Genomic DNA, 22,832 nt, shown 5'->3' with positions numbered 1-22,832 from the left:
TCAGTCCCCCACCACTTTAAAGCGTTAAAGCGGTGGGGGACTGACCCCATTTATTAACCTAGTAACTCACGTATATCCTCTTCTGTCAGTGTTTCCCTTTGTTCATCTATTGGATCAATGACTTCCTCAATCAAATGTCGCTTCTTCGCTTGCAGTGAATTCATTTTTTCCTCAATGGTTCCTTTGGCTACGAGTTTGATGACTTGAACGGCGTGTTTCTGACCGATGCGATGAGCTCGGTCTGCTGCTTGTTCTTCAACAGCCGGGTTCCACCAGCTATCGTAGAAAATCACAGTATCTGCACCCGTTAAATTAAGTCCTGTCCCTCCGGCTTTTAACGAAATAAGGAAAAGGTCTCGCTCTCCTTGATTATATCGATTACATAGGTCTACCCTTTCATCTGATGCCGTTTGTCCATCTAAATAAAAATAAGGTAAACCTTGATAAACCAATTCTTGACCGATCAATTGCAGCATTTTCGTAAATTGCGAAAAGATTAATACCCGTCGACCAGCAAGCCTTGATTCCTCTATGATCTGTTTCAGTTGTTCAAACTTAGCTGACTTCCCTTGATAACCTTCTACAAACAATGTTGGATGACAGCATATCTGACGAAGACGGGTTAGACCTGCAAGGATTTTAATTCGATTTTTCCTGATGGTCTCCTCGTCTAAGTGTTTGAACGTATCATGGCGTAGCTTGGCCAAATAGGTGCTATACAGTTTCTTTTGGGCAGGTAGGAGTTCCGCATAATCAATAGTTTCCCTTTTCTCAGGCAACTCACCTAATACATCCTCCTTGACCCTGCGTAGCATAAAGGGACGAATCCTTCGAGCAATTTGTTTTCTCGTTAACTCACTAAACTCCTTTAAGCCAAGGAATAATTCAGGAAAAACGATATGAAAGATGGACCAAAGCTCTTCAATTGCATTTTCCATAGGTGTACCTGTTAAGGCAAATCGATGACTCGCCTCAATTTTTTTCACCACACGGGCTGTCTGGGTTAGTGGATTTTTAAACAGCTGCGCCTCATCAAAAAATACGACATGAAATTTCATACGTTCATAGTCTTTAATGTCACTACGTAGCAATGGATAGCTCGTGATAATGACGTCAACATTCATCAATTCTTGTTGCAGTTTTCTTCGTTCTGATTTGCTACCATCCACAATTAGCGTCTCTAAATCTGGTGCAAATTTTGTAAGTTCATCCTCCCAGTTATAAGTAACTGACGAAGGACAAACTATCAATGCGGGTTGCTTACGATTTCGAATAGCTGGCCGCTCAGATAAAATAAATGCAATGCTTTGAATCGTCTTACCAAGCCCCATATCATCTGCAAGAATTCCGCCAAACCCGTAGCTAGCAAGCGACTTCAACCATTTAAATCCATTGATTTGATATGGACGTAAAAGGGCTTTTAATGGCTCTGGAATATCAAATTCCAAATGCTCAGGATTTTGAATGGAGGACAAAAATTCCCGAAATGATGCCTCAAGTGAAACGGCATGACTCTCGCCCATCCTATTTAGAATCCGCAGCCCTTCCACAAGCGGAACTTCAAACCTTTTGGCTATATCATCATCTTGAACAGGTACAGCGTGCATAAATCTTTTGATCTCTTCCATTTCCCTTGTTTCCAAGGAAAGTAATGCACCATCTCTCAAGCGATAATATTTACGCTTTTCCTCTAATGCTGCTAACACGTCCTTGATTTCTTCTTCCTTTATCCCATCCATCTCAAACGTAAAATCGAGCCAATTCATCCGTTCCTTCTGATGCTTCACTTTTATTTTAGGAAAGCTACTTTTCGGTTTTAGTCGCATTCTCACGGCTGTTGTGGCATAGACACTTGTCAGCCTTTGTAGCTTCGGCAACTGGTGATACAAGAAGTGATATTCTAATTCTTCATTTTGTAAAAAGTAGCCACTATCTGTTTTACTAAACTTGCTTTCCTCCATCAATTGAAGAATCTCTTCTTCCTTCTCTACATCCCGCATAATCAAGGAGCCGACCTGGACGCTGCGCTGATCCAGTGGATTTATGATCACACTATCGTAATGAAATTCTAGACCTGCCAACAAGCGACTTTTTACCCGATCTACGTAGAGCCTTGCCTGCAGCGGCGTTTTTTGTAAGGTTTCGGTAATTTCTCCTGATAAATGAACCTCCCCCATTTTTCTAAAGGAAGGGACTAGCTTTTCCATATAATCCTTTAATTGGTTTGTTGGTATAGGGATTTCGTTTGTAGTCGAACGGTCTATCATGCGCTTTAATTCATGTAGTCGTTCCCCTTCCTTTTGTGTAACGCCAAACATTTCCCCATTATATAAAACGATTCCATACTCTTTTAAAACGCTCATTTGGTGCAGCCCATCAATGTATAGGCTATAGCCGTTTAGTTTGTTCCCTGTAAATTCAAAGGTTAATGGTAAAGAACCCTCCACTAGCTGAATAGGAATGATTTTTCCCTCCCAGTGCAAATGTGCCTGTGGAGCACAGACCAATAAAGGTTCTAGTCTCTTCCAGGCAGACGCAGGAATAAGTAGTATCTGTTTATTTTTACTGGATTTATAGCTAGGCAGGGCACGTTTATACATGCTCTCATCCAACATAATCAAAATAAGCTGTTGAAGAATGGCATCCGTACCTTCATCAAAACAATGCTCAACTGGATCGTACACACACGTACTCCCTATAACATGCCTGTTTCCTTCTCTGAGATGTTTCAAAAATTCACGAATACTCACGGTTTGTTGTTTGGCTAATTGTAGTTCGATACCGAGCATAGCCTTACCATTTTCCACCATAACTACCTTACAGATAAAAGTGACAGCTAAGACCCTTCTATTTTCGAAATGGATTTGCTGACCGCTTTTCATAGTAGAAGGCTGCTGAAATAATCCTAGTAACCCTTCCGACAGCTCTTCACTTGGCGTATGATTGTCGGCCTTCTCATAACGATCCTTTTCTACTTGATAATGCTGCCATGCAATGAAAGTTGCTGCAATATGCTGGCAATCTTTTTGATATGAAGATAATGAGGGGCAGCTACAAGTGGAGATATACCCTTTATTATTTTTTTCGATTTGCACATGAAAGTCTTCTGAGCCTTTCACTGTAGCTTGTACGAATACTGTTGTTATTTCCTCGATCGTTACCTTGCCATTACGATAAAAAGCGTCCCCTTTTTTATAGGAGACAGCCCCACAACGGTCTTGGATCACTTTTTTATTTAGTTTTGGTTGCATGAGGGCTTCTCCTAACTGTGTGGTAAGCATTTTACATTTACTTTAACATAATAGATTAGTCAGTTCTAAAAATAAATTATTGGTTTTTAGTTACTTTTTGATAAATTAAAAACACTGATTGGCTTTTAATTTAATGGAATTCCTGTCCTTTGTTATACTAAATGTAATGTCATTATGTATAGAGGTAAACCATGATTAGATTAATAAGAAATCTCATAGTCCTAGGAATCATCCTTTTACTTTGTATTGCTACAATATATGGGATACTTGGCTACAATAAGTATAAAGAATCCATAACTACTATGCCGATTAAAGAAAAAGTTGAGTCCGTGCGGCAAAATAAGAGCTATGTGTCTCTTATGGACATTTCTCCTGATTTTACAGATGCTGTGGTTGCCATTGAGGATCATCGATTTTATGAGCATGGTGCCTTTGAATTCGTCTCCCTTCTAAGAGCAACACTTAATAATTTGAAAGAGGGAGAAATTGTGCAAGGTGGTAGTACAATCACCCAACAGGTAGCTAAGAACCTATACTATTCAAATAAACAAACCTTTACCCGGAAAGTTGCAGAACTATTTTTAGCCCGCGACCTTGAAGAAATGTATAACAAAGATGAAATTTTGGAGCTTTATGTCAACATCGTTTATTATGGTGAAGGTAACGTTGGTATTAAAGAAGCTAGTGAACATTATTTTGATAAACAACCTAGTGAATTAACTTATAATGAGGCTACATTTTTAGCAGGCTTACCTCAAGCCCCAAGTATTTACAGTTCAAATAGCGATGCAGCAAAAGATAGGCAAGCGGAGGTTATCGAGGCATTAAAAGATTACCGAAACGAAAATGAAATCATTGAATAAATAGAGTATAGGGAAAAGGTCAGTCCCCTCACCACGCTAAAATTTTAGCACTGTAGGGGCTTTTTTACGCGGTTTTATTGAAATTTTCCATAATTGTGCTGGCTGGTGATCTAATAAACTATGCCATTACTTGGCGTAAATACGGACAAGAGGTTTCAGATGACATTGATTGGAGCAGCCCTCGTTTACTTTGTATAGCAGGCTGTTTTACTAAATACGATGAATACGCCGTACAACAAATTAACCGTAATAATTGAACTATACCAATATAAGCATTATTCGGACGGGCTTTCGCTACTTGATTTAGTTTTACTAATTAAACTTATGTATTTCCTATCCATACTAAGAATTTTTCATTTAATTATAGTTACACCTACATAAACACCCGCTAAAAAAATGGTGGTGATAACAATAATATGAAATACTATCCAAGCCCAACGCCCATACATAAATGACTGATGATTAATAGGCTTACGTAAATTAGGAGGAATAATCTTAGTTCCTAATATTTCAAATAGTAAGTAGTAAGCCCAACGTAATGAGTAAGAATCCCATAAATCCCATTCTGGTTCAAATTTAAATATTGGAGTAACCATTAACACAATCTCGGCTACCATACCTAAATGAACTATTCCCCAGTAAAAAGGAATCTTCCACACCCATTTTTCTGGACTAAATCTTACACCAAATAATACTCCAAGAGGAAATGCAGTTGATACTAATCCATACGGAATGAGTAAATTTCCATGTAAAACATTGTTTGGAAATGAGTATAATCCTACAGATGTAAAGAAATAACAAAGAGTATTAGCGGATAAAGTAGCAATGATATATAGAAATCCATATTTTTTCCAATCTAACCTTATAAAGTATAAACATCCAAATCCCAATAATATTATGGAAACCAACATACCCATTTTTTCTAAGACCATATACTCACCTAGTTTTTAAAACAGTGTTGCCATAACTCTTATAAATTAACCTTTATCGTTGGTTAAAAAATAAATTAGCATCTAAATTTTTAATAAAATCTAATTACCAACTTTTTATAGTTCACATTCAACGTCAAGCCCATTTTTATTTACCTACTACTAGCGTACCTCTAATCAAGTTGGTACTCGTATGTTTTAAACAAGAAATCCGCTACTGTCTTTGCCGAATTAACTACTACTGCATGATGTTTATCTATTTTATATTTTGGTATGTGTGAATCCCCACGGGAATTACGTACTTCGGATATACCGTTTACTACCTTAATTAACCCCGTTAATACTTCTTTTAACGCTTTATCTAGCTCTGGATCTTTAGGGTTAAGGTTTAAGCTTTGCCGTACTTTCGTAAACAACGCAGGTAAATCTATTTTGTTACTCATTTCTTCATCCGAAAACTTATGTAGTATTTCCTTACAAACGCCCTCTACCAACGTTTTGAACATGCTAACTTCTTTGATAGGGTTTTGGTGCAGTTTTCTATGCAACCAATTAAACAAAGCACGTAACCCGTTAACCCTTGTGTTTAAACTTACGGATATTCGCACCCTGCATAGCCTCTACTATCCCGATAGTACTAATATCCCCTACTTTTATTTCAATGACCTGTCGTGTTAATAATGCCATAAAAGCATTAAACTCATTACGGTAATATTTAATAGTATGTTCCCTTAAATTATGCCATAACAATCTTTAATAAATAAATCTACTTTTCACTTACCGTTAAATTACTCGTAGGTACTACACTTTGTACCGTTTCTAACTCTTCAATACTTAACTCATTACTTACGTTTTGCCATAATAATAAACACCCCGCACACGATTTATTGCACACGATTTTCACGGTGAAAATCGTGCGTGTAGGTACTAAAAAAACGCCTTACGTATATAACGTAAAGCGTCAGTATTACTGTGTTTATAAATACCGGTGGACCGTACTCTACTTCATACACACAAAGTTAAAAGTAGTTTCGAATTGTTGTGAATACTCTCTTTAAATCGTGATCAACAAAAAGTGTCAGGCACTACAAATAGACAAATGTCTTTTTGCGGTGCCTGACACTTAAAACTCGATTAATTTTCTATATTAAAGTGATCTGTAATCTTCTGAAAAAGTGTTTGTTATTGTATAATTTTTCAGAATTGCTATGAAATGACAACTACATGAATATCAGTTATAATAGGTAAGATTTGAATCACCTTTCACATAAGGAAGGGGTTTTTTTATGATTTCTTTACATAATGTCAGCAAACGGTTCGGCTCGTTTGAAGCCATTCGGTCGGTATCGTTACGTATCGAGTCGGGCGAAATTCATGGAATTATTGGCGCGAGTGGTGCAGGGAAATCAACCTTAGTGCGGATGATGAACTTGATCGAGCAGCCTGATGAAGGAGATGTGGTCATCGATGGCGAAACGCTAAACCATTTAAAAGGCAAGCGAATCCGTCAGATACGTCAATCGTTAGCGATGATTTTTCAAGGGCATCATCTACTCAGCAATAAAACGGTTTTCGATAATGTCGTCGTGGCCTTACAATTAGCTAAAGTTCCGAAAAAGCTTCGGGCAGAAAAGGTAATGGAGAGCTTGCGTTTTGTCGGGCTTGATCAGTTAAAAGACCAGTACCCGGGGCAGCTAAGTGGCGGGCAAAAACAACGTGTCGCAATTGCGCGGGCGATTGTCAACCAGCCTAAAGTGTTGTTATGTGATGAACCCACGTCATCACTTGACCCGAATACGACAGCGGAAGTGCTTGAAGTAATACAGCGGATCAATCAAGAATTTGGCGTCACCATTATCATTGTTAGTCATGAAATGGAAGTCATCAAAAGCGTCTGTGAACGAGTGACGGTGATGGCAGATGGGCAAGTCTATCAGGAACTCGAGATTGAGCCGACAGGTGTACACAAAATGGAACATAGCGCCGAAGGAATTATCAAACGGTTAAAATCAGGTGGTGACTTCAACCATGCCTGATGTATTACTTGAGTATCAATCAGAAATTTGGGTGTCGATTGGTGAAACATTTATTATGGTTGGGTTTTCGATCCTAGCGGCCTTATTGATTGGGCTTCCAGTTGGGACCTTTTTATTTTTGTGTCGCAAAGGGCAATTGCTTGAAAATCAACTCGTCTTTTCATCGTTGAACTTAATCGTGAACATTATTCGTTCCTTTCCATTCTTGTTACTCGTTATCTTTTTAATTCCGTTTACCCGTTTTATTATTGGAACGGCAATTGGTACAGCAGCTGCGACTGTTCCGATGACCATCATCGCAATCGCTCACTATTCCCGCCTTGCCGAGCAATCGCTTCTTGATGTCCCTAAAGGCGTGATGGAAGCAGCTGTTTCGATGGGCGCGTCAGTTAAAGATATTATTTTCAAATTCTTATACGTTGAAGCACGCTCAGCACTTGTCTTAAGCATGACGACATCAACGATTAGTTTTATATCTTACTCAACGATTATGGGTGTCGTCGGCGGTGGCGGGATCGGCGACTTTGCCATCCGTTATGGTTACCTACAATTTCGCACCGATTTGATGATTTATATTATCATCATTATGGTGATATGTGTCCAAATCATTCAATATGCCGGCATTACATTAGCAAGAAAAATAGACAAACGATAAGGAGAGATTACTAATGAAAAAATGGCTCATGATCATGATGGCAGCCTTAGTATCTGTGCTAGTCGCATGTAGCGGCAGCAATGACAGTGAGAATACAGAAGATTCAAGTGACGATCAGAATAAGGAAGAAAATACACAGCAATCTATCAGAGTTGCTGTTGTGGAATCACCTATGTTAGATGTTGTTGAAATTGCAAAAGAAAATCTCGCTGAAGACAATATTGAAGTAAAGATCGTTGAAATGGGTGACTATATTCAACCAAACGAAGCACTAGCAAACAATGAGGTTGATGCGAACTTCTCACAACATGTTCCATTTATGAATCAGTTCAACGAAAACTCAGATGCAGATGCTACATTAACAGAGATTCAGCCGATTTATTATGCCAACTTCGGCCTTTATGCTAAAGAATACGCTAGCGTCGAAGAGTTTCCTGAAGATGCATCGATTGGTATTGCCAATGATCCGTCTAACATCGATCGTTCCCTTCGCCTGTTAGCTTCACACGATTTAATTGAATTGAACGAAACAGATAGCGGACAGTATGGATTAGAGGATATTAAAGAAGACTCACACAACTATACTTTTGAGCAAGCAGGTATTGCTGCACTTACTCGTTTATATGAAGATGTGGATGGTGTGATCATTAACCCGACACACGCTGGTAACTTAGATTTAACTCCTGCTGACGATGCGCTTATTACCGAAAAAGAAGATAATAAATTTGCGATTACTTTAGTCGCGCGTGAAGATAATGCAGACACAGAATTGATCCAACAACTAGCTAAGGCGATGACGAGCGAAGACGTTCGCGAGTTCTTAAATTCTCGTGAAGGCGGCGCCTCTCTTCCGGCATTCTAAAAAAAGAAAAACGGTACCTGGTATGCTTCGTGGACAGTTGTCCATTTGAAGTACCAGGTACCTTTTTTTTATATACTCTACTAAAAAATATATTGCAGAATAAACATAGAGTTTGTTTTATGATACATTTAAATGTAATTACAATATATTTTTTAGGGATGGGGTTATCATGCACCAAATATATATTTACTACGGAAAAAACGATGTAGTCCTTTATGTAGGCAAAACAACTAAAATGGATCAACGTGACTCACAGCATAACAGTGATGCATGGATAAATGAAGTAGAGTATGTCATGGTGTCTACTGTTGAAAATAAAACAGATTTAACTTTGTATGAGATATATTACATTAACAAACTAAAACCTAAATATAATAACACTCATGCAAATGAAACCCCTGCATCTTTTCAGCTACCCGAACTAAAGTTTGAATTATTCTCTGATGATTATAAAAGAAAATTGCAGGAAAAAAGAAGGAAGAATCTAAAGGAAAAAATAAAGTTTCTTAATGACCAGGAAATCTCTCCTCCCAGCAATCGCATACCTTATGTTTCCACAGCTAGAAACAAACGGTCCGTGTTTTCAGTATTTTCGACTAACCCTTTATATTTTGAATTCAGAATGGATAATAAAGAAGATATTGTTGTATTGAAAAGCAATGGCCCTGTTGGAATTTGGGAACATGAAATATTTAAAATCATACTAAATTCTCCTTATGAATATCAAGATGAATATGAACAAACTAAATACAAAGTTTTATTTTCAGATATTTGTAGTCAACTTGAGTTCGTACATTCCAAGTCTACCAGAGATAGAATTCAAAGGTCTGTTGAGAATATGCATTTCTCAATTGCGATTAAATCTGGCACTAAACACATATATCAATCTGTTTCTAACGTTTGTTCAATATCTGATAGTTATTTTATTATACGATTTCGAAAAATGCATACAAATGTTTATGGTTGTATTTTAAAGATGTACCTACAATAAAACGGAGGGACAGGACCTTTGTCCCAGAAATAAAGCGAGGACTCATGATGGTTTACATGAGTCCTCGCTTTATTTTTGAAGTTTGCAAAATGGATAAGCACATTCATATATGATTTCCTCACTACCTAACATACAAAGACTGCCAGGCAACACAATGGACAAATGTCTTTTTTTACAGTCCATATCTCTCCACGTTTACCTGCTTTACTCATCTTCTTTACCCCCAAAAATTTCTTCTTTTTCTTTTATTATCTGCTCTTTTGGTGGTCTGCTATCAAAGTAACTATCAAATAATTATTAAGTAATTTTATCCGTTCTCCATTATCCATTTCTTCGATTGCTTTCATTATCTCATCAGCAGTCACTTTATAACCACCTCTTTTAATGATAAATTTATTTAAAAATTAATTATACAACAGACATACTAAGTATAAAACCATAAATGAGACAGGTAAATTTCCCTGTCTCATTTATCACGGTAATAATATTTAATTATTTGTGTGTTTAGGGTTGATACCGGTGGTCGGTCTAGAGATAGCCTTGAAAACCCTTATTTAATAAGGTGTTTTAGGTTCTATGTGTAAAATTTGTGTAGAAAGATCTAACTACTGTTTACGAAAACATTTTTGGAATATATTTGTATAGAATAACATGGTTAGATAACCCTGCATAATTAAGAAGAGACCACCAGATTGTTAATATGACAACAATCGGGAGTCTATATTCATTAACAATACGACAAACTACAAACTTGTTTGTATGTTTCCAATATTATAGGTTTTTCATTTTTTAAAAAGGCAACATTAACAAAATTCTTTAAGGTTATCTTTTTCGACTTGAATTTTAAAATAATACTATATTAGACATCATCATCTAATCTAACATTTACAATAATAACGGTGTAATTAATTAACTACTCTCCTCTTCTTCTTCAATCCATGTACTTGGAGGAATAATTTTAGGAAATGGAAACGATTGGTCAGTTAATAAAGAAATTATATTTGAAATTTTAATATAAACAGGATAAATTACATCTTCTTTATTTTCTTTTATAAAGCCTTCGATATCCTCGAGGTTTTTAATTATAATAACAAAAAGAAATTCTCCTTTAAGGCTGATTTCTTTATCAACAAATAAAAATTCAATATTAAATCTTATTCTCTTGTCCTCAAGGATTTCATAATTAATATCTAAGACTAAATTATCTTTTTCATCATCATTGTCAACGGAATACTTAACATTCAATAAGTCCAGTTCTAATATTGAGATCCTTAAATCTTTATCCATATTAATCCTACCTCCAAAGTTATTGTCTTAAAGCAAAAGGATTCTCTTCAAAATGAAATTTAGGTACACTATAATTGGATTTACTGCGTTTAAAGGAAGGATTATAATACTCACCTTCTCGATCATTCATACTATATTCTACTTTTAATATTATCTTTTTATTAAATTTATTAAGACTATTATAGATTTTTCCCTTCATATCCTTAATATCTGCATAGTTAATTCCATCATTTATTAATTGAATAATCCCAGTATTTAGAGAAACATTATTATCCTCTGAATAATATTTAATTCTTTTATGAAGAGTTTTAGGTATTCTTAATGTCATTCTACCTGAAAAATCTTCATCTTCAAAATTATATTCTTCAGGATATCTAATATTAATTCCTTTTTCTAAAAACACTTCATATAATGCAATTTTTGCTTCTCTTACTTCTTCAATCGCCTCTTCTAAAGTTTCTCCAAATACTTCTAACCCACTAATTTCTGGGCAGCTTACTACAAACCCCTTTTCTCCTTCATCCTCAAAAGGAGTAATCACCATTTTATAATCTAAATTTAAGAACTCTTCTAAACTCTTTACATATCTACTCACGATCTAATACCTCCTCCACAAGTTTTACTACCTTTTTCACGTGGTATACCCCCATCGGTTTCTTTCTAGAGAGGGTCCAATAAAGGTCTGAATATTTTTCGTGGACTACTGGACAGTGAGAGCCTTTCCCTTTACTCTCATCAACTCTAAATCCATATTTTCTGAGTAGAGATACTAATTCATCATAACTTCTTCCTTTTTTTCTATTTTTTAAGTCTTGGTATAATTTATACTTTTTTGACAAGCTCTGCACCACCGCACCATATATAGTGTCATTGTATTCAGGATAAATGATGTTGTGAGTGATTTCAAGCATAAATAAATTATATATTTAATTATCATGTGTAAAAATTACAAAACAAAACATCAAATATTACGAAATGTATTCACAAAACAGGTCCTATTGGAAATTCATATACAATCGGGAAATAATTCGTGCGTGCTACAAAAACATTAGAAGTAATAGGTATTCTGAAACATACTTATGAACAAGTAAATGTATAAAATAATTAAATTCTAAAAAAATAATTATAAGTAAAGGTGTGAGGATGATTGTTATGAATAGAGAACTAAATAATGTGTGGAACATCGAGGGAACTTGCAATCTTGCTCCCCCAATTATAGAAACTTGGGGAAAAAAAGTGAAAAAAGTTGAGAATAATAAAGTATCAGATACTGAAATAGTAACACGACCAATAATTCGTAGTGACAAAAAACATGATATCCGGATTCCTGTTAATGAAGAGGAAAAAAGGTGGGTGCGATTAATGGCTGTTGAGTATGGGATGTCCATGACCCAATTCACAACATCCCTAGTTAAAAAGAGTTTGTCGAACCACCATCAATTTGTTAATTATCCATATTACGATAGTAATAATATCATACACGTAAAATTGGATAATGAAACATATAAAGAACTTGTTAAGGTAATGTCCCTCTTAAATTGCAGCATCCGTAAGGCGACCTATATTGTATTTAAACATATGTTAACTTTACAAACCTGAAGGAATTTATTTGTATTTATTACGTAGAGTTACAAAGTTTACATTTTAATTATTAATTAAGAAAATGGGGAGACTATTTAAAATAATCAAATGAGTAAGACATAATGTAACGTAATTGACTATCTGATTCCCATACACCATTAAGAATAAAATCTACTTCTTCAGCTGTAATTAACTTAACCCATTCAGGACCTCCAAAATCCAATCTTTCTGCAAATTGTTTGAATTTATCCTTAAAGTAGTTTTCAATTGTTAACGCATGTGGCGTTTTTAATTCAATTAACGAAACCATTTTTTCAATTCCTATTTTTTTAGCAGTTTTAGTATGTTCCTTTATCCTTGAGGTAGCATCATCATCATTTGTTACTCCAAATTTATATACACCTGAATTTTTGTCCCCACATAAATAGAATAGAGTGTAATCATTTATGGTTTCAAGAATACTTTCATCGTATATAAATTTATCTGCCACAAATAAATTAAACACAGTAAGTTCTTCTTGTGTATACTCATTAACATATAAGTTTTTAGGTAATTTTCCTAGCTGGCTATATTTAGCTAATTTATCTATAATATAGCTCTTTACAGTAGGAAATTTCTCTCTGGTTAAGTCATCTAATTTGGCATATGCCAAATCCACCCTTCTCTTATTTTTTTCAATTATAAAATCTGGTCCTACCCCCTCAAATTTCTCATATTCAGCAATAACTGCTAATACTAATGCTAAATAATATAATAAGTGAAGGTGATATATTGGAATCCCATTTATTTCTCTATATCTTATTAGAGTGTTAATTTGATTTAAGACAGTGTTGCAAGGTGGGACTATCCCTCTATCAACAAAGACCTTTTGAAATTTTATTAGGTAATTGTTAGTAATGTGCTTAAATCTTCTCATAATAAACGATAACTCATTTCCACTATTTTCACCTTCGCTATTATCATCTCCGAAAATCCTATCTCCGCAAATGGGCACCAAATCATTTAATGCTTCTTCAGTTATATCTAACAATTCCGCAATCATATCAGAATGAATAAATTCACCTTTATTCTTTGAGGTAGAAACGGAACTTCTACGAATTTTGACTTCCTGCAGTAAAGAAATAAACCCCTTTGTAGATATAACAATACTTCTTGCAATTTTAAAATGTTTTAACTTAAACATAGAAAGACTTTCTTCCTGATCTTTTAGCTTTCTTCTTAAGTTCTCAACCTCTTCTAAGACCGTGTTATATTGTTTCTCATATTGTCCTTGGAGATTCTCGATAATGGTTGTATTATTTAATAATTCATCTACAATTAATTCGTTTTCTCTAACTTTCAGTCCTAACTGGTAGTCAAGTTCTGCTTTATACTTACTTCTTTCTATAAGTTGATAGTTATCAATGGTAGTTTCCCTTTCCTTTAAAAGAATAGAATTCTCTTTTTCAAGTGCTATTTTTTCCTTTCTTAATTTAATTACTTCTTCCTTAAGTTTTTCATTTTCTAAATTGTTATAATAAGAATCCGATTCATTACTGCCGGTGTAAAACAATTCCTGCTGTCCTAAATCACCATTTCTCTCCTTTTCTTTCCGCTTTGACCATTTTAATTTATTGATTTCCATGGACATTTGCGCTGATAATCTTTCTAATACATTTATATCTACTAATAGATCACGCGGTTTGTTTCCTTGGTACGGTCCAACTATGTTTAGATCTTCTAATTTTTTAATGATTCTTTTTGCTTTATTGTATCCTACTCTTAAATATGTTTGAATATTACTAACAGAGACATTACGATGGTTGTATTCACAAAGTATTTTCATATATTTAAGTATTTCTGGCTCTAAATCTATACTATTTATAAGTTTATTTATATCGATATCTCTCTCATTATTCATTTACCACACCTTCCCTTTAGAGTAAACAAATCTCCAATACTATTTATTATTATATTAACCAATTTCGGAATTACTATACTTATAAAAGCTTTAATTTACCACAAGAAAAATGTGACGATTTATTATAGTGTTGTTTACTTGTATACCCTTTAAGAAGTGTACGTTCCAAGTTACAACATAGTTAGTTATGTAACTTCAAAACACATTACAAATATTATTTTATTTAAATCTTATGAATTTTGGAATTTTGATATTTACTAAGTAGAATGTAGGTGGTCGGGATGTGGATAGTCTTATAAAGCCTTATATTATAAGGCTTTATAAGAGCGTTGTGTAAAATCTGTATAATAATATAATGTATTACTTAACCTATATTATTTGTACCGGTAAGCTTATTAAAATTTACAAACACTATTTTGACTAGGTTATACAAAATTTCTAAAGTCTCAAGTGAGATATTCCTTTCACCACACTACTCCACCAATAATGTATATTGAAGTCTAGCCTTTTCAGCTAGTTGTTCTTGAGTTAATCCTTTTGCTTTTCTAATTACTCTTAACTTATTGCCAACCAACTTTAAAAAATCTGACAAATCAATCACCTCTCTATCAGATTAGAGAAGTATTAATTTTGAATACAGATGCATATACTATAAATTTTATGTATAATACTACTTATAAGTTCTGTGTGGGTTGGAAGGAGTGTAATATGGACAAGAAAATATTTAAAACTCCAACAGAAATTGAGATGGAATCTGGTAGAGATTTTGTTGAAATTTGTGAAGAGCTATTATCAAAGGGCTATTCAACTACAGAAATTGCCTTAAAATTAAAATTAAAACACGCCAGTACAGTATCTTCAACTTTAAGTAGAAAAAAGTACCAAAAATTAAACTTAGAAGATGAATATACTGCTGAAATTAAAAGGAAAATTGTGTATAGAGATAGAATATCTTTTGAAGAAGCTTTTCAGAATACTTTTCAAATCTCATTTGAAGAATATCTATATAAAAAATACATAGAAGAGAAACATTCACAAGCACAATTAGGTGCTTTATTAGGAGTTGATGCTAAGACGGTAGGAAACTATTTAAAGCATTATGGTATTAAAAAAAATTTGTCAGAAGCCAGAAGGGATGCAATAGATAAAGGTCTAATAAACTACGGTGAAATCAAGGTTAAGGCAAGGAAAACAGCATCTAAATCATTATCATTGTCCAACATTCAAGAGTGGGTTAGAGAACTTTTCAAGGCATTCTTATATGAAACTATATCAACAATCGAAAGTGATAAACAACTAGAAGTGATTATTGGGTTTGATGAATGGGGAATTTTGAAAGACAAAGAAGTAGACTTACCCATTATTATTATTATTGATAACAACAATAATACATTCCTTAAATATTCAATCGAATTTAATCATGAAACATGGCACAATAAAAAGCAGTCTTTAGATGAAATGAAGGCATTTCGACTAACAGAGAATGGATGGAGACATTTCACTATTATCAATAAAAAAAGTGATTCTTACGCCAATCTAGAAAAACAAATTAGAAGTATAGCTAAGGAAATAGTAAACGATATTTTAAGTCAACTGTGAAGGAGATTTGTTTTAAATGGTTCTAAGTCAAATGTTGGGGTGAGCACTTTCGCTCACTCCTAATTTATACGACTCGAACATCGATATTTTTATATTGATGATGTAATAATACCTTTAAACTAAATCGATCAAATCGCTTAAGTCCAAAGGCATTTCGTTTCATGACTTTCGTTTGGTTATTAATGCCTTCTACGGAGCCATTATGTAAGTCAAATCCAAAACTGTTCATGATTTGTTTCTGCCAATTTTGAAAGGTCTCAATCGCCCTTTTAAATTCCCTTATCCCTGGAGACCTTACAAGGTCGTAAAATTGATATAGTCTATTAAACTGTGTTGTTTGACCAATGCCAACTTTCACATAGTCACCAATTTTCGCCCACTTACAATACTGATCAAACCGCCTTACTAACCTTGGGTTATCTAAAACTGCTGGCAAATGTTGAATATTTATATGTTGTGTAGTCATTATCTACCCCTTTTTCATCAAAGCCAATTTCACTATTCCTTACGAAGGAATTTGCCCAATCTTTAAATGTCTTCATAGCCTAAAAAAATTTGACATAACAATTTCTACTCCTCTAATTAAATTCATTTTGAATAATTATGTATTCCTTTTTAGTTATGTTTAAAACAATCTATTTTTTCTCTTTTTTTCTACGTTCTTTTTCTTCTTTTTTCTTTATTTCAATAAATTTATCAATCTCACTTAGATCTTCATGCCAAAACAGATTTGTATAAGTTGCATTAGGGACTGGTATTAAATTATAGAATGTTCTCAATGATGTATCAGACCCTATCAAATAAGTCGGTATATCAGGCTTTGCACAATACGCCGTATGTCCATTTAAGAGTACATTTTTAGCAACCATAGAAGATGACATTGGATCGAGTTGATGTGAGTTAAGTATCATTGCCATTAATTGAGTTGCACCATAAATGTAGTCAGAATTAATATAATACTCTGCTGATCTATATCCTGGTGGATCATACTTCCATCCTTTTAACATCGATTGTTGATATTTTTTTACCAACAAAGACCTGTAGCCTTTATTTACTCTTGATGAAAAAGAAAAAGAATTATACGAATAAGAGTTAGCTAAAGCTTCTTCTAATGGATCATGCTCATGAGGACCCAATCCTAAAGTCTTGTGATAATTTGATTTAAAATACTCAATATATAAGGGTTTAGGATTGCCATAAGCTCCTGATATTATCTCTAATGATGTGGCCGCTGACTCTACAATATGATGGAAAAATTCATGGTGAAAAACTTCAAAAAGGATATAACCTAAAAGAATATCAGGTTGGAAGAATATAGTGTTGGAACCGAGCTTAGATTTTATAATATGATAATAATCAATTAACTTATCCGCAAACAAGTAAATTCCCCAATCATCATAGGGTGCAAAATGAAATGGTCTATAAAAGCCGAGAGCGTCTGGTGAAACTCTATTAACATCAAAAAAATGAAATTGTGGTGATCTTAATTGCTCCCATAAACTCTCCATCTTTTTTTGGGAAAGGTTATTAGAGGATAATTTATTATATTTCTTAATAATTAAATCTATTTCTGATTTCGTTTTCTTTTTTGTTCTACTTGTAGAAAGCCCAAATAATAACTTATCTGCTTCAATCAATTCTTTTCCATTTCTAATTCTTAAATCATTGGCAGATCTTGTTAAGCAATTTGAGTCCAACCAGGGTAAACACTCTTGAATAGACGGCTTCATTTTAAGTCCCCTAATTACGGCAATATCCTCATAAAATCCATTTGTTAAGCCAAGTTGGTGCATATCCTCACCTCAATTATTTTTCAACCACTAAATTTATCTACCTATTCTTTTTAAATATAATGAAATATACTCAAGAAATTGGTCTGGATCTGTTGTTTCTTTTGTTTTTATATACTCGGTTAAACTTTTTTTCAATGTGTCTACATCTACTCTATCAAAAAGACTAAATACCGCTTCCCCCAAAGGAAATGTAAGAATTATTTCTAACTCCCTCTTGATTTCATCAATATCTCTACCCTCAATACTGTCTATTAAATTATTAATATCTTTATAAGCTTTCAATGATTCTCCTAGAGTTGCTTTTGTTAATTGACATTATTATTTGCTCCCTATAAATTTTTCTTTTAGCATCCTTATTACATGCGGTGCATTTGGCATTATAAATAAACTCGTTTCATTTCTTTTGTTTGGATATAATGGATTTACCACTGTTCTTCATAATATATAGCTAGAGTTCTCTTTATTGGAAATTTTAATAGCCAAAGCAATTTCTTTAGTTGTTTAGGAAGAGTCTTTATATCATACCATATGTTCAAATTCATTAGATGGTATCCTTTTTTCAAACTGTTTTTTGCTATTTTTGCATTTTCTTTTTTAACACTACTTATGGTATTTTCTTGCTGCGGTGTTGTATAGGAGGAGTTTGATTGAGGTACCTTACTTTCTCTTTTTGTATATACCTGTTCATCAAAAAAGATATTATTGTTAATTAGAGCTTCACGCATAATAATCTCTAATTCTGTTGATTGGCTATTCATAACAACAACCCTCTTATCAAATTGGTAATTATATGGTACCATCCTCTTTTAAAAAAGTATATTATTTCTTCCATTACTTAACTTTCCCCCATTATACTTTTGGTGTCCGTATGCCATGATTCAGAACTAAAAAAGTATATTCGTATTCCTTAGGTCAATATTGAGTGTACCTGTTCTATTTTAGTTAGTATATCATGCCGCCCATAACGTTTTAAACTGTAACATCTTTAACTTTTATAACTAGAATCGCGCTATAATAGGCTTTTAAAAGTAATCGATTGTAACATCTTCACCTTGGTTTCACGTCCTTTTATGGGATCGCGTTAAATTAATGTTAAATTTAACATTGGTTGACCTCACCATTAGGTTGTGAAAAAGCCTTAAATATTTTCTCAACTTTACCAGTGTATTATCACCTTAGCCACTAGAGGATTTAAAGCTAATAATAGTGATCTTTAATTTTAAAAAATATATACAAATAAAAAACACGATTTAATCAAAAATTAAATCGTGTTTTTTACAATATATAGGGGATACCCCACCCGAACTCCATAACTATTATACTCTATTTAGGTGACTTTTATACTGTGATAGCAATTAATTTATTTTATTTGATTACAGTCACAAAAATTCCGTCTCTGCCATGTTTTTTACCAGCGGTTGCCACGGAATTTACCACTTGATGTCAATGCGTCCACCAAAAAAAGTAATTTTAAAATTAAAGAGCCTAATTCCTCTTATTTATTACTGAAGAATTACGCTTATGGTCTTCATGCCCGATTGAGTATTTCATTAACTATTAAACAGTATATTTACTGCACAGCAAATGAATTTTTGTAATTTCATTTTCATTTGATTCATTAATTTTGTAACGCTATTAATTCATGCACCTTTACAATCTACTTTATTCGTAGCCAATGAAACACCCCTAAAAATCACTAGCAATTATGTAATAAATTTTTTATTGGTCTCAAAGAAACAAAAAATAATCCCACTATTAAGTGAGATTATTTACGAACGAGATCTTTTAATAAAAAAAAGCAAATCATTCTTCTTAAACGCCACTATAAAGTAGACTATCCAGCCAAGTGGGAATACCCACCATAAGCCACTCCACGAAAAATTAACTTGAATATTACATAACTCTAACGCACTTCCAACAAGTGCGATAAAAACAAGAATCCCATAAACAACTACCAGGGTTGGATGCCTCTTTATCAATGGGTCACCATCATTTTTTGTATTTGATAGATCTTTTCCTGTAAGTTTTGCTATAGCGTTAAGCAAAAGAAAGAGTATTAATACAACTGACGAGGCACCTATAGAGCTAATTATTAAAAGTTTACCCATCGGTAGATCTGTAGAGTTATCAAAAAGACTAGTGAAACCTTGTAAAGCTCCAAAGGCTCCCATTAATATAGCGGCAAATATACCTAAAATACTTATAAAATTATTAGGCATATTATCAGTAGTTTCTTGCAAACTTCTAATTCTAGTCATTTGTTTCTCTAGCTCTTTTTTTTGAGTTTTAAATGATTCTTTTAAGTTTCTTAATTCTTCAATTTCTTGTTCTTGCTTATAAAATAAGGAATCTTTTTGTTGTTGAGCTAATTCTAGATGTTCCAATAACTTTAAACATTTATAATAAGTTTCATCCTTCTCTTCTAATAAAAGGGAAAATTTTGCTTCGAGCATTTCAATAAAATAAGAAAAGTCTGGGTTTTCGTTTGTGAAAACAAACTGTGAGATCGCGGCATATGGTAAGGTGTTAAAATCATTTTCAATGAGAAATGCATGAAGTTGTAAAACAATTTCATCAACAGTTGTTTCATCAACTGATGATTCAGTGGATCCTTGCACCATGTTCAATATCTCAATTAACGCTTGGCCCTGTTTTTTCCTTGTATCAGTCAGTAAAGTCACGGTTTAAATCCTCTAAAGTATATCTCACTGGAATATTTTGTAATATCGATTGTTTATTATTAAGCCATGTAGCATGATTATGACTTTCTTCGACTAATTGGCTAACTGATTTTCGCAGATTTTTTCTAATTAACTCATCAAATTCGGAGTAAGCTGGATTATACTCACCATCATCTCGTATGGAATATCTTCCATATTTTTTATGTCTGAAATATTCTGTCTTTATTACAGGTCCATACGGCCAAGCTTGAAATGGTTCTGTGTATATTTCAAAAACAGTATCATTTAAACCATGCTCTTTAATATACTCACCCAACGCAAAATACATCACTTTTTGCAACTCTAAGTTTGATATTCCACTTGCGTTAGTGTTAGACACTGCTATAACATGATCAGCAAATTGTCTCATAGTCATAAACACCCTCTCCTTTCTATAGATTATGATCAGAAAAAGTAAATGCTTATAAATTTATTATAACACATCTCAAATGGATTTTATTTAGACAAATCTCCTACTCAGGAATAGGATTTAATGATTCATGGTGGCAAATTTCCTTGGCCGTAATCATTATCGCCATATGTCTTTGTTTTCATTACATGTTCCTTAGCAAATATCATTCTATTAGCATTCCCTATGTTGAGCTTACGAGCGATATTCAGTGCTAATTATATTGTGATTATATTTGTTATTTCTTATGTTAAATCCATTGCGTGTTTACCTTCTGTTTGTAACATTTCACTCTAAGACCGAACCCATTATCTTAAGCAGAATGGGTTTTTATTCTAACTCTTTATCCAGTAATTCCTCCTCATGCCAGCCAACCTCAATGCCTTTCTGCAAAGATAGCAAGTATTCTCTTAGTTCATGATTATGTAGTTGGGCCACATTTCTCCAACTATATTCTCGCCGATCCGGACACAGTACAATAAGTCCTATGTCGTTTTTATATTTCCTAGTAGCAACCAGTTTGTATTTTCCTCCATGTGGAGGTCTTTTCCATTGCATGGTCATCATCTCATTCCCACCACTGTTTGTTAGTAAAAACAACAGCTTTTTCCTTAATCATTACTAACTCATCAAAATGAAATTCGAATCTCTATCCTATAAAAAAACTTAGTGAGTATCGGCATAATAATTACGCATAAAGTCTCTAAGATCAATACCTGAAATAATATTGGCAGGGCCTATATTTGAGTCCGCAAAATTCTTTTTCTCAGATTCCCGATACCCCAACTCTTTATTATAATGTAACGATTAATTCTTTGTTCCTCAAAGAGGAAGTTCTAGAGGCTTACTCACCTACCATACCATCACCATCAGCATCACGCATATAAGGGTATAACCAATGGTCGTTCCTTATCGGCATACTGAAACCTGCATTTTCTGCTTCCTTAATAGTTACTTGTCCATTACCATTAGTATCCACGCTTGAAATATCTCCTTTTTCATCAGAACTAGAGTCCCCTGAACTAGAAAATTCGTTTTTATCGGTTAAACCTAAAGACTCATTAACTTCATCGGGATTTACATTATCGAACGTATCTACAACTTCATTACCGTTTATAGTGTAGGAATACTGATACTTTGAAGGTATTTGTGTTTCCGTATTTGAGTAAGAGATGACTGCTTCAAAATTAGTAGCACCACCTGCTTTACGTATAGCATCCTCCATATAGGCTTGGTCACCATGTCGGTTAAGTGTACTTTCTTGAGGTGTTATGTTATAAGCATTTGATACTCCTCCTAAAGAGTCAGCAATAACATGCCCCTCATCTAATACATCACTTTCGACACCTGGAACTTTAGCCTCGTCAGAGAAGTATCTACCACTTGATAGGACTGGTTCTGTACTATCATCTTGTAGAATAATTTCTTCAGCAACGACTCTCACTAACTGACCATACTCATTTGTGAACGCCCAGTACTCCCTGTCACCATATCCTATATCAACTACAACTCTCGATTCTCGATCTCCACTTAGATCACCACCATCAACCTCTATTAGTTCGTATCCTGAAAACAGGTCACCTTTTGTTTCTGTTGATGTTTCCTCTACTACTGGTTCATCAACAACCGTAGTGGTATCTTCCTCCTTCTTGCTATCATTATTTGCATGAGATGACGTTCCTTCTTGTGAATCTGTTTCTCCGTCTGTATCTTTATCCTTAGTTGAATTATCTGTAACTTCTTGTGGTTCTGTTTCTCCCTTTGTAACGGAGGCATCTTCTAAGGTGGTACAACCAATCATAAAGATGGTCGTCGTTAAAAGCAGGATTACATAGGTCATTATCTTTTTCATTTTAGGACTCTCCTATCGTAGTTAAATATTGTTTATTATACACGGCATATCAACATAGATGGACCTTACTACTGTTAAGATAATCAAAAGAAGAGTAACTTCTA

Annotated in this window: 22 protein-coding genes and 1 pseudogene; 8 read left to right on the top strand and 15 right to left on the bottom strand. The window is 34.0% G+C overall.

The window, feature by feature from the left end; translation table 11 throughout:
- Positions 1–53: 53 nt before the first annotated feature.
- Positions 54–3,251 (bottom strand): DEAD/DEAH box helicase, encoded by a 3,198-nt coding sequence (locus GH754_RS10395; RefSeq protein WP_153728648.1) that lies wholly within the window; start codon positions 3,249–3,251, stop codon positions 54–56.
- Positions 3,252–3,442: 191 nt separating this feature from the next.
- Here GH754_RS10395 and GH754_RS10390 point away from each other — a divergent pair, with 191 nt between their 5' ends.
- Together GH754_RS10390 and GH754_RS19670 are read left to right on the top strand one after the other, a co-directional pair.
- Complete coding sequence (locus tag GH754_RS10390; RefSeq protein ID WP_153728647.1) at positions 3,443–4,114, top strand: biosynthetic peptidoglycan transglycosylase; 672 nt, start codon at positions 3,443–3,445, stop codon at positions 4,112–4,114.
- A 125-nt stretch (positions 4,115–4,239) separates the two neighbouring features.
- Positions 4,240–4,423, top strand: a pseudogene (locus GH754_RS19670) (DUF91 domain-containing protein); the annotation flags it as partial.
- Positions 4,424–4,467: 44 nt separating this feature from the next.
- Here the strand turns inward: GH754_RS19670 and GH754_RS10385 are convergent.
- Positions 4,468–5,046: a CBO0543 family protein gene (locus tag GH754_RS10385; RefSeq protein ID WP_153728646.1), complete on the bottom strand. Its 579-nt coding sequence runs from the start codon at positions 5,044–5,046 to the stop codon at positions 4,468–4,470.
- A 170-nt stretch (positions 5,047–5,216) separates the two neighbouring features.
- Positions 5,217–5,549: an abortive infection family protein gene (locus GH754_RS10380; protein ID WP_153728645.1), complete on the bottom strand. Its 333-nt coding sequence runs from the start codon at positions 5,547–5,549 to the stop codon at positions 5,217–5,219.
- A gap of 780 nt (positions 5,550–6,329) precedes the next feature.
- Here GH754_RS10380 and GH754_RS10375 point away from each other — a divergent pair.
- The 4 genes from GH754_RS10375 to GH754_RS10360 all read left to right on the top strand — a co-directional run bounded on the left by GH754_RS10375 (position 6,330) and on the right by GH754_RS10360 (position 9,587).
- Positions 6,330–7,079 carry a methionine ABC transporter ATP-binding protein gene (locus GH754_RS10375; protein ID WP_153728644.1) on the top strand — a complete coding sequence of 250 codons (750 nt, stop codon included), beginning with the start codon at positions 6,330–6,332 and terminating at the stop codon, positions 7,077–7,079.
- The gene (locus GH754_RS10370; RefSeq protein ID WP_153728643.1) at positions 7,072–7,734 is read left to right on the top strand and encodes a methionine ABC transporter permease; all 663 of its coding nucleotides are present in this window, start codon (positions 7,072–7,074) and stop codon (positions 7,732–7,734) included. The genes GH754_RS10375 and GH754_RS10370 overlap by 8 nt, the downstream gene beginning before the upstream one ends.
- Positions 7,735–7,747: 13 nt before the next feature.
- Positions 7,748–8,596, top strand: coding sequence for a MetQ/NlpA family ABC transporter substrate-binding protein (locus tag GH754_RS10365; protein ID WP_153728642.1), 849 nt, complete (start codon positions 7,748–7,750; stop codon positions 8,594–8,596).
- A gap of 169 nt (positions 8,597–8,765) precedes the next feature.
- Positions 8,766–9,587 carry a GIY-YIG nuclease family protein gene (locus GH754_RS10360; RefSeq protein ID WP_153728641.1) on the top strand — a complete coding sequence of 274 codons (822 nt, stop codon included), beginning with the start codon at positions 8,766–8,768 and terminating at the stop codon, positions 9,585–9,587.
- A 909-nt stretch (positions 9,588–10,496) separates the two neighbouring features.
- On the opposite strand, the gene GH754_RS10355 is transcribed toward GH754_RS10360, so the two are convergent.
- Genes GH754_RS10355 through GH754_RS10345 form a run of 3 tightly spaced genes read right to left on the bottom strand, consistent with a single transcriptional unit; the run spans position 10,497 to position 11,713 of the window.
- Entirely contained in the window at positions 10,497–10,874 is a 378-nt protein-coding gene (locus GH754_RS10355; RefSeq protein ID WP_153728640.1) for a hypothetical protein, read from the bottom strand.
- Positions 10,875–10,893: 19 nt separating this feature from the next.
- The gene (locus GH754_RS10350) at positions 10,894–11,469 is read right to left on the bottom strand and encodes a type II toxin-antitoxin system HicB family antitoxin (RefSeq protein ID WP_153728639.1); all 576 of its coding nucleotides are present in this window, start codon (positions 11,467–11,469) and stop codon (positions 10,894–10,896) included.
- On the bottom strand, positions 11,462–11,713 hold the full coding sequence (locus GH754_RS10345; protein ID WP_153728638.1) for a hypothetical protein: 252 nt from the start codon (positions 11,711–11,713) through the stop codon (positions 11,462–11,464). The genes GH754_RS10350 and GH754_RS10345 overlap by 8 nt, the downstream gene beginning before the upstream one ends.
- Positions 11,714–12,026: 313 nt before the next feature.
- Between GH754_RS10345 and GH754_RS10340 the strand changes: the two genes are divergently transcribed.
- Entirely contained in the window at positions 12,027–12,473 is a 447-nt protein-coding gene (locus GH754_RS10340) for a hypothetical protein (RefSeq protein WP_153728637.1), read from the top strand.
- Positions 12,474–12,546: 73 nt separating this feature from the next.
- Here the strand turns inward: GH754_RS10340 and GH754_RS10335 are convergent, their stop codons facing one another.
- Positions 12,547–14,355: a DNA translocase FtsK gene (locus GH754_RS10335; RefSeq protein ID WP_153728636.1), complete on the bottom strand. Its 1,809-nt coding sequence runs from the start codon at positions 14,353–14,355 to the stop codon at positions 12,547–12,549.
- A 708-nt stretch (positions 14,356–15,063) separates the two neighbouring features.
- On the opposite strand from GH754_RS10335, the gene GH754_RS10330 reads away from it, so the two are divergent.
- Positions 15,064–15,954 carry a hypothetical protein gene (locus GH754_RS10330; protein WP_153728635.1) on the top strand — a complete coding sequence of 297 codons (891 nt, stop codon included), beginning with the start codon at positions 15,064–15,066 and terminating at the stop codon, positions 15,952–15,954.
- A 64-nt stretch (positions 15,955–16,018) separates the two neighbouring features.
- Here the strand turns inward: GH754_RS10330 and GH754_RS19665 are convergent, their stop codons facing one another.
- The 8 genes from GH754_RS19665 to GH754_RS10290 form a co-directional block, all read right to left on the bottom strand.
- A complete protein-coding gene (locus GH754_RS19665; RefSeq protein WP_228550222.1) occupies positions 16,019–16,420 on the bottom strand; it encodes a transposase in 402 nt (133 codons plus the stop codon).
- Between the two features lie 169 nt (positions 16,421–16,589).
- Positions 16,590–17,747, bottom strand: a complete 1,158-nt coding sequence (locus tag GH754_RS10320; RefSeq protein WP_153728634.1) for a hypothetical protein — start codon at positions 17,745–17,747, stop codon at positions 16,590–16,592.
- A 33-nt stretch (positions 17,748–17,780) separates the two neighbouring features.
- Complete coding sequence (locus GH754_RS10315; protein ID WP_153728633.1) at positions 17,781–18,029, bottom strand: hypothetical protein; 249 nt, start codon at positions 18,027–18,029, stop codon at positions 17,781–17,783.
- 140 nt (positions 18,030–18,169) lie between these two features.
- On the bottom strand, positions 18,170–18,505 hold the full coding sequence (locus GH754_RS10310) for a hypothetical protein (RefSeq protein ID WP_153728632.1): 336 nt from the start codon (positions 18,503–18,505) through the stop codon (positions 18,170–18,172).
- 1,011 nt (positions 18,506–19,516) lie between these two features.
- Positions 19,517–20,428 carry a hypothetical protein gene (locus GH754_RS10305; RefSeq protein ID WP_153728631.1) on the bottom strand — a complete coding sequence of 304 codons (912 nt, stop codon included), beginning with the start codon at positions 20,426–20,428 and terminating at the stop codon, positions 19,517–19,519.
- Positions 20,412–20,843 (bottom strand): Panacea domain-containing protein, encoded by a 432-nt coding sequence (locus tag GH754_RS10300; RefSeq protein ID WP_153728630.1) that lies wholly within the window; start codon positions 20,841–20,843, stop codon positions 20,412–20,414. Before GH754_RS10300 ends, GH754_RS10305 begins: the two co-directional genes overlap by 17 nt.
- A gap of 363 nt (positions 20,844–21,206) precedes the next feature.
- A complete protein-coding gene (locus tag GH754_RS10295; RefSeq protein WP_153728629.1) occupies positions 21,207–21,443 on the bottom strand; it encodes a hypothetical protein in 237 nt (78 codons plus the stop codon).
- Positions 21,444–21,720: 277 nt separating this feature from the next.
- The gene (locus GH754_RS10290; RefSeq protein WP_153728628.1) at positions 21,721–22,728 is read right to left on the bottom strand and encodes a DNA/RNA non-specific endonuclease; all 1,008 of its coding nucleotides are present in this window, start codon (positions 22,726–22,728) and stop codon (positions 21,721–21,723) included.
- Between the last annotated feature and the right edge of the window lie 104 nt (positions 22,729–22,832).

The organism is Salinibacillus xinjiangensis (assembly GCF_009649735.1).
Classification (GTDB): Bacteria; Bacillota; Bacilli; order Bacillales; family Alkalibacillaceae; genus Salinibacillus; species Salinibacillus xinjiangensis.
This window is presented reverse-complemented; position numbering and strand designations above follow the sequence as displayed.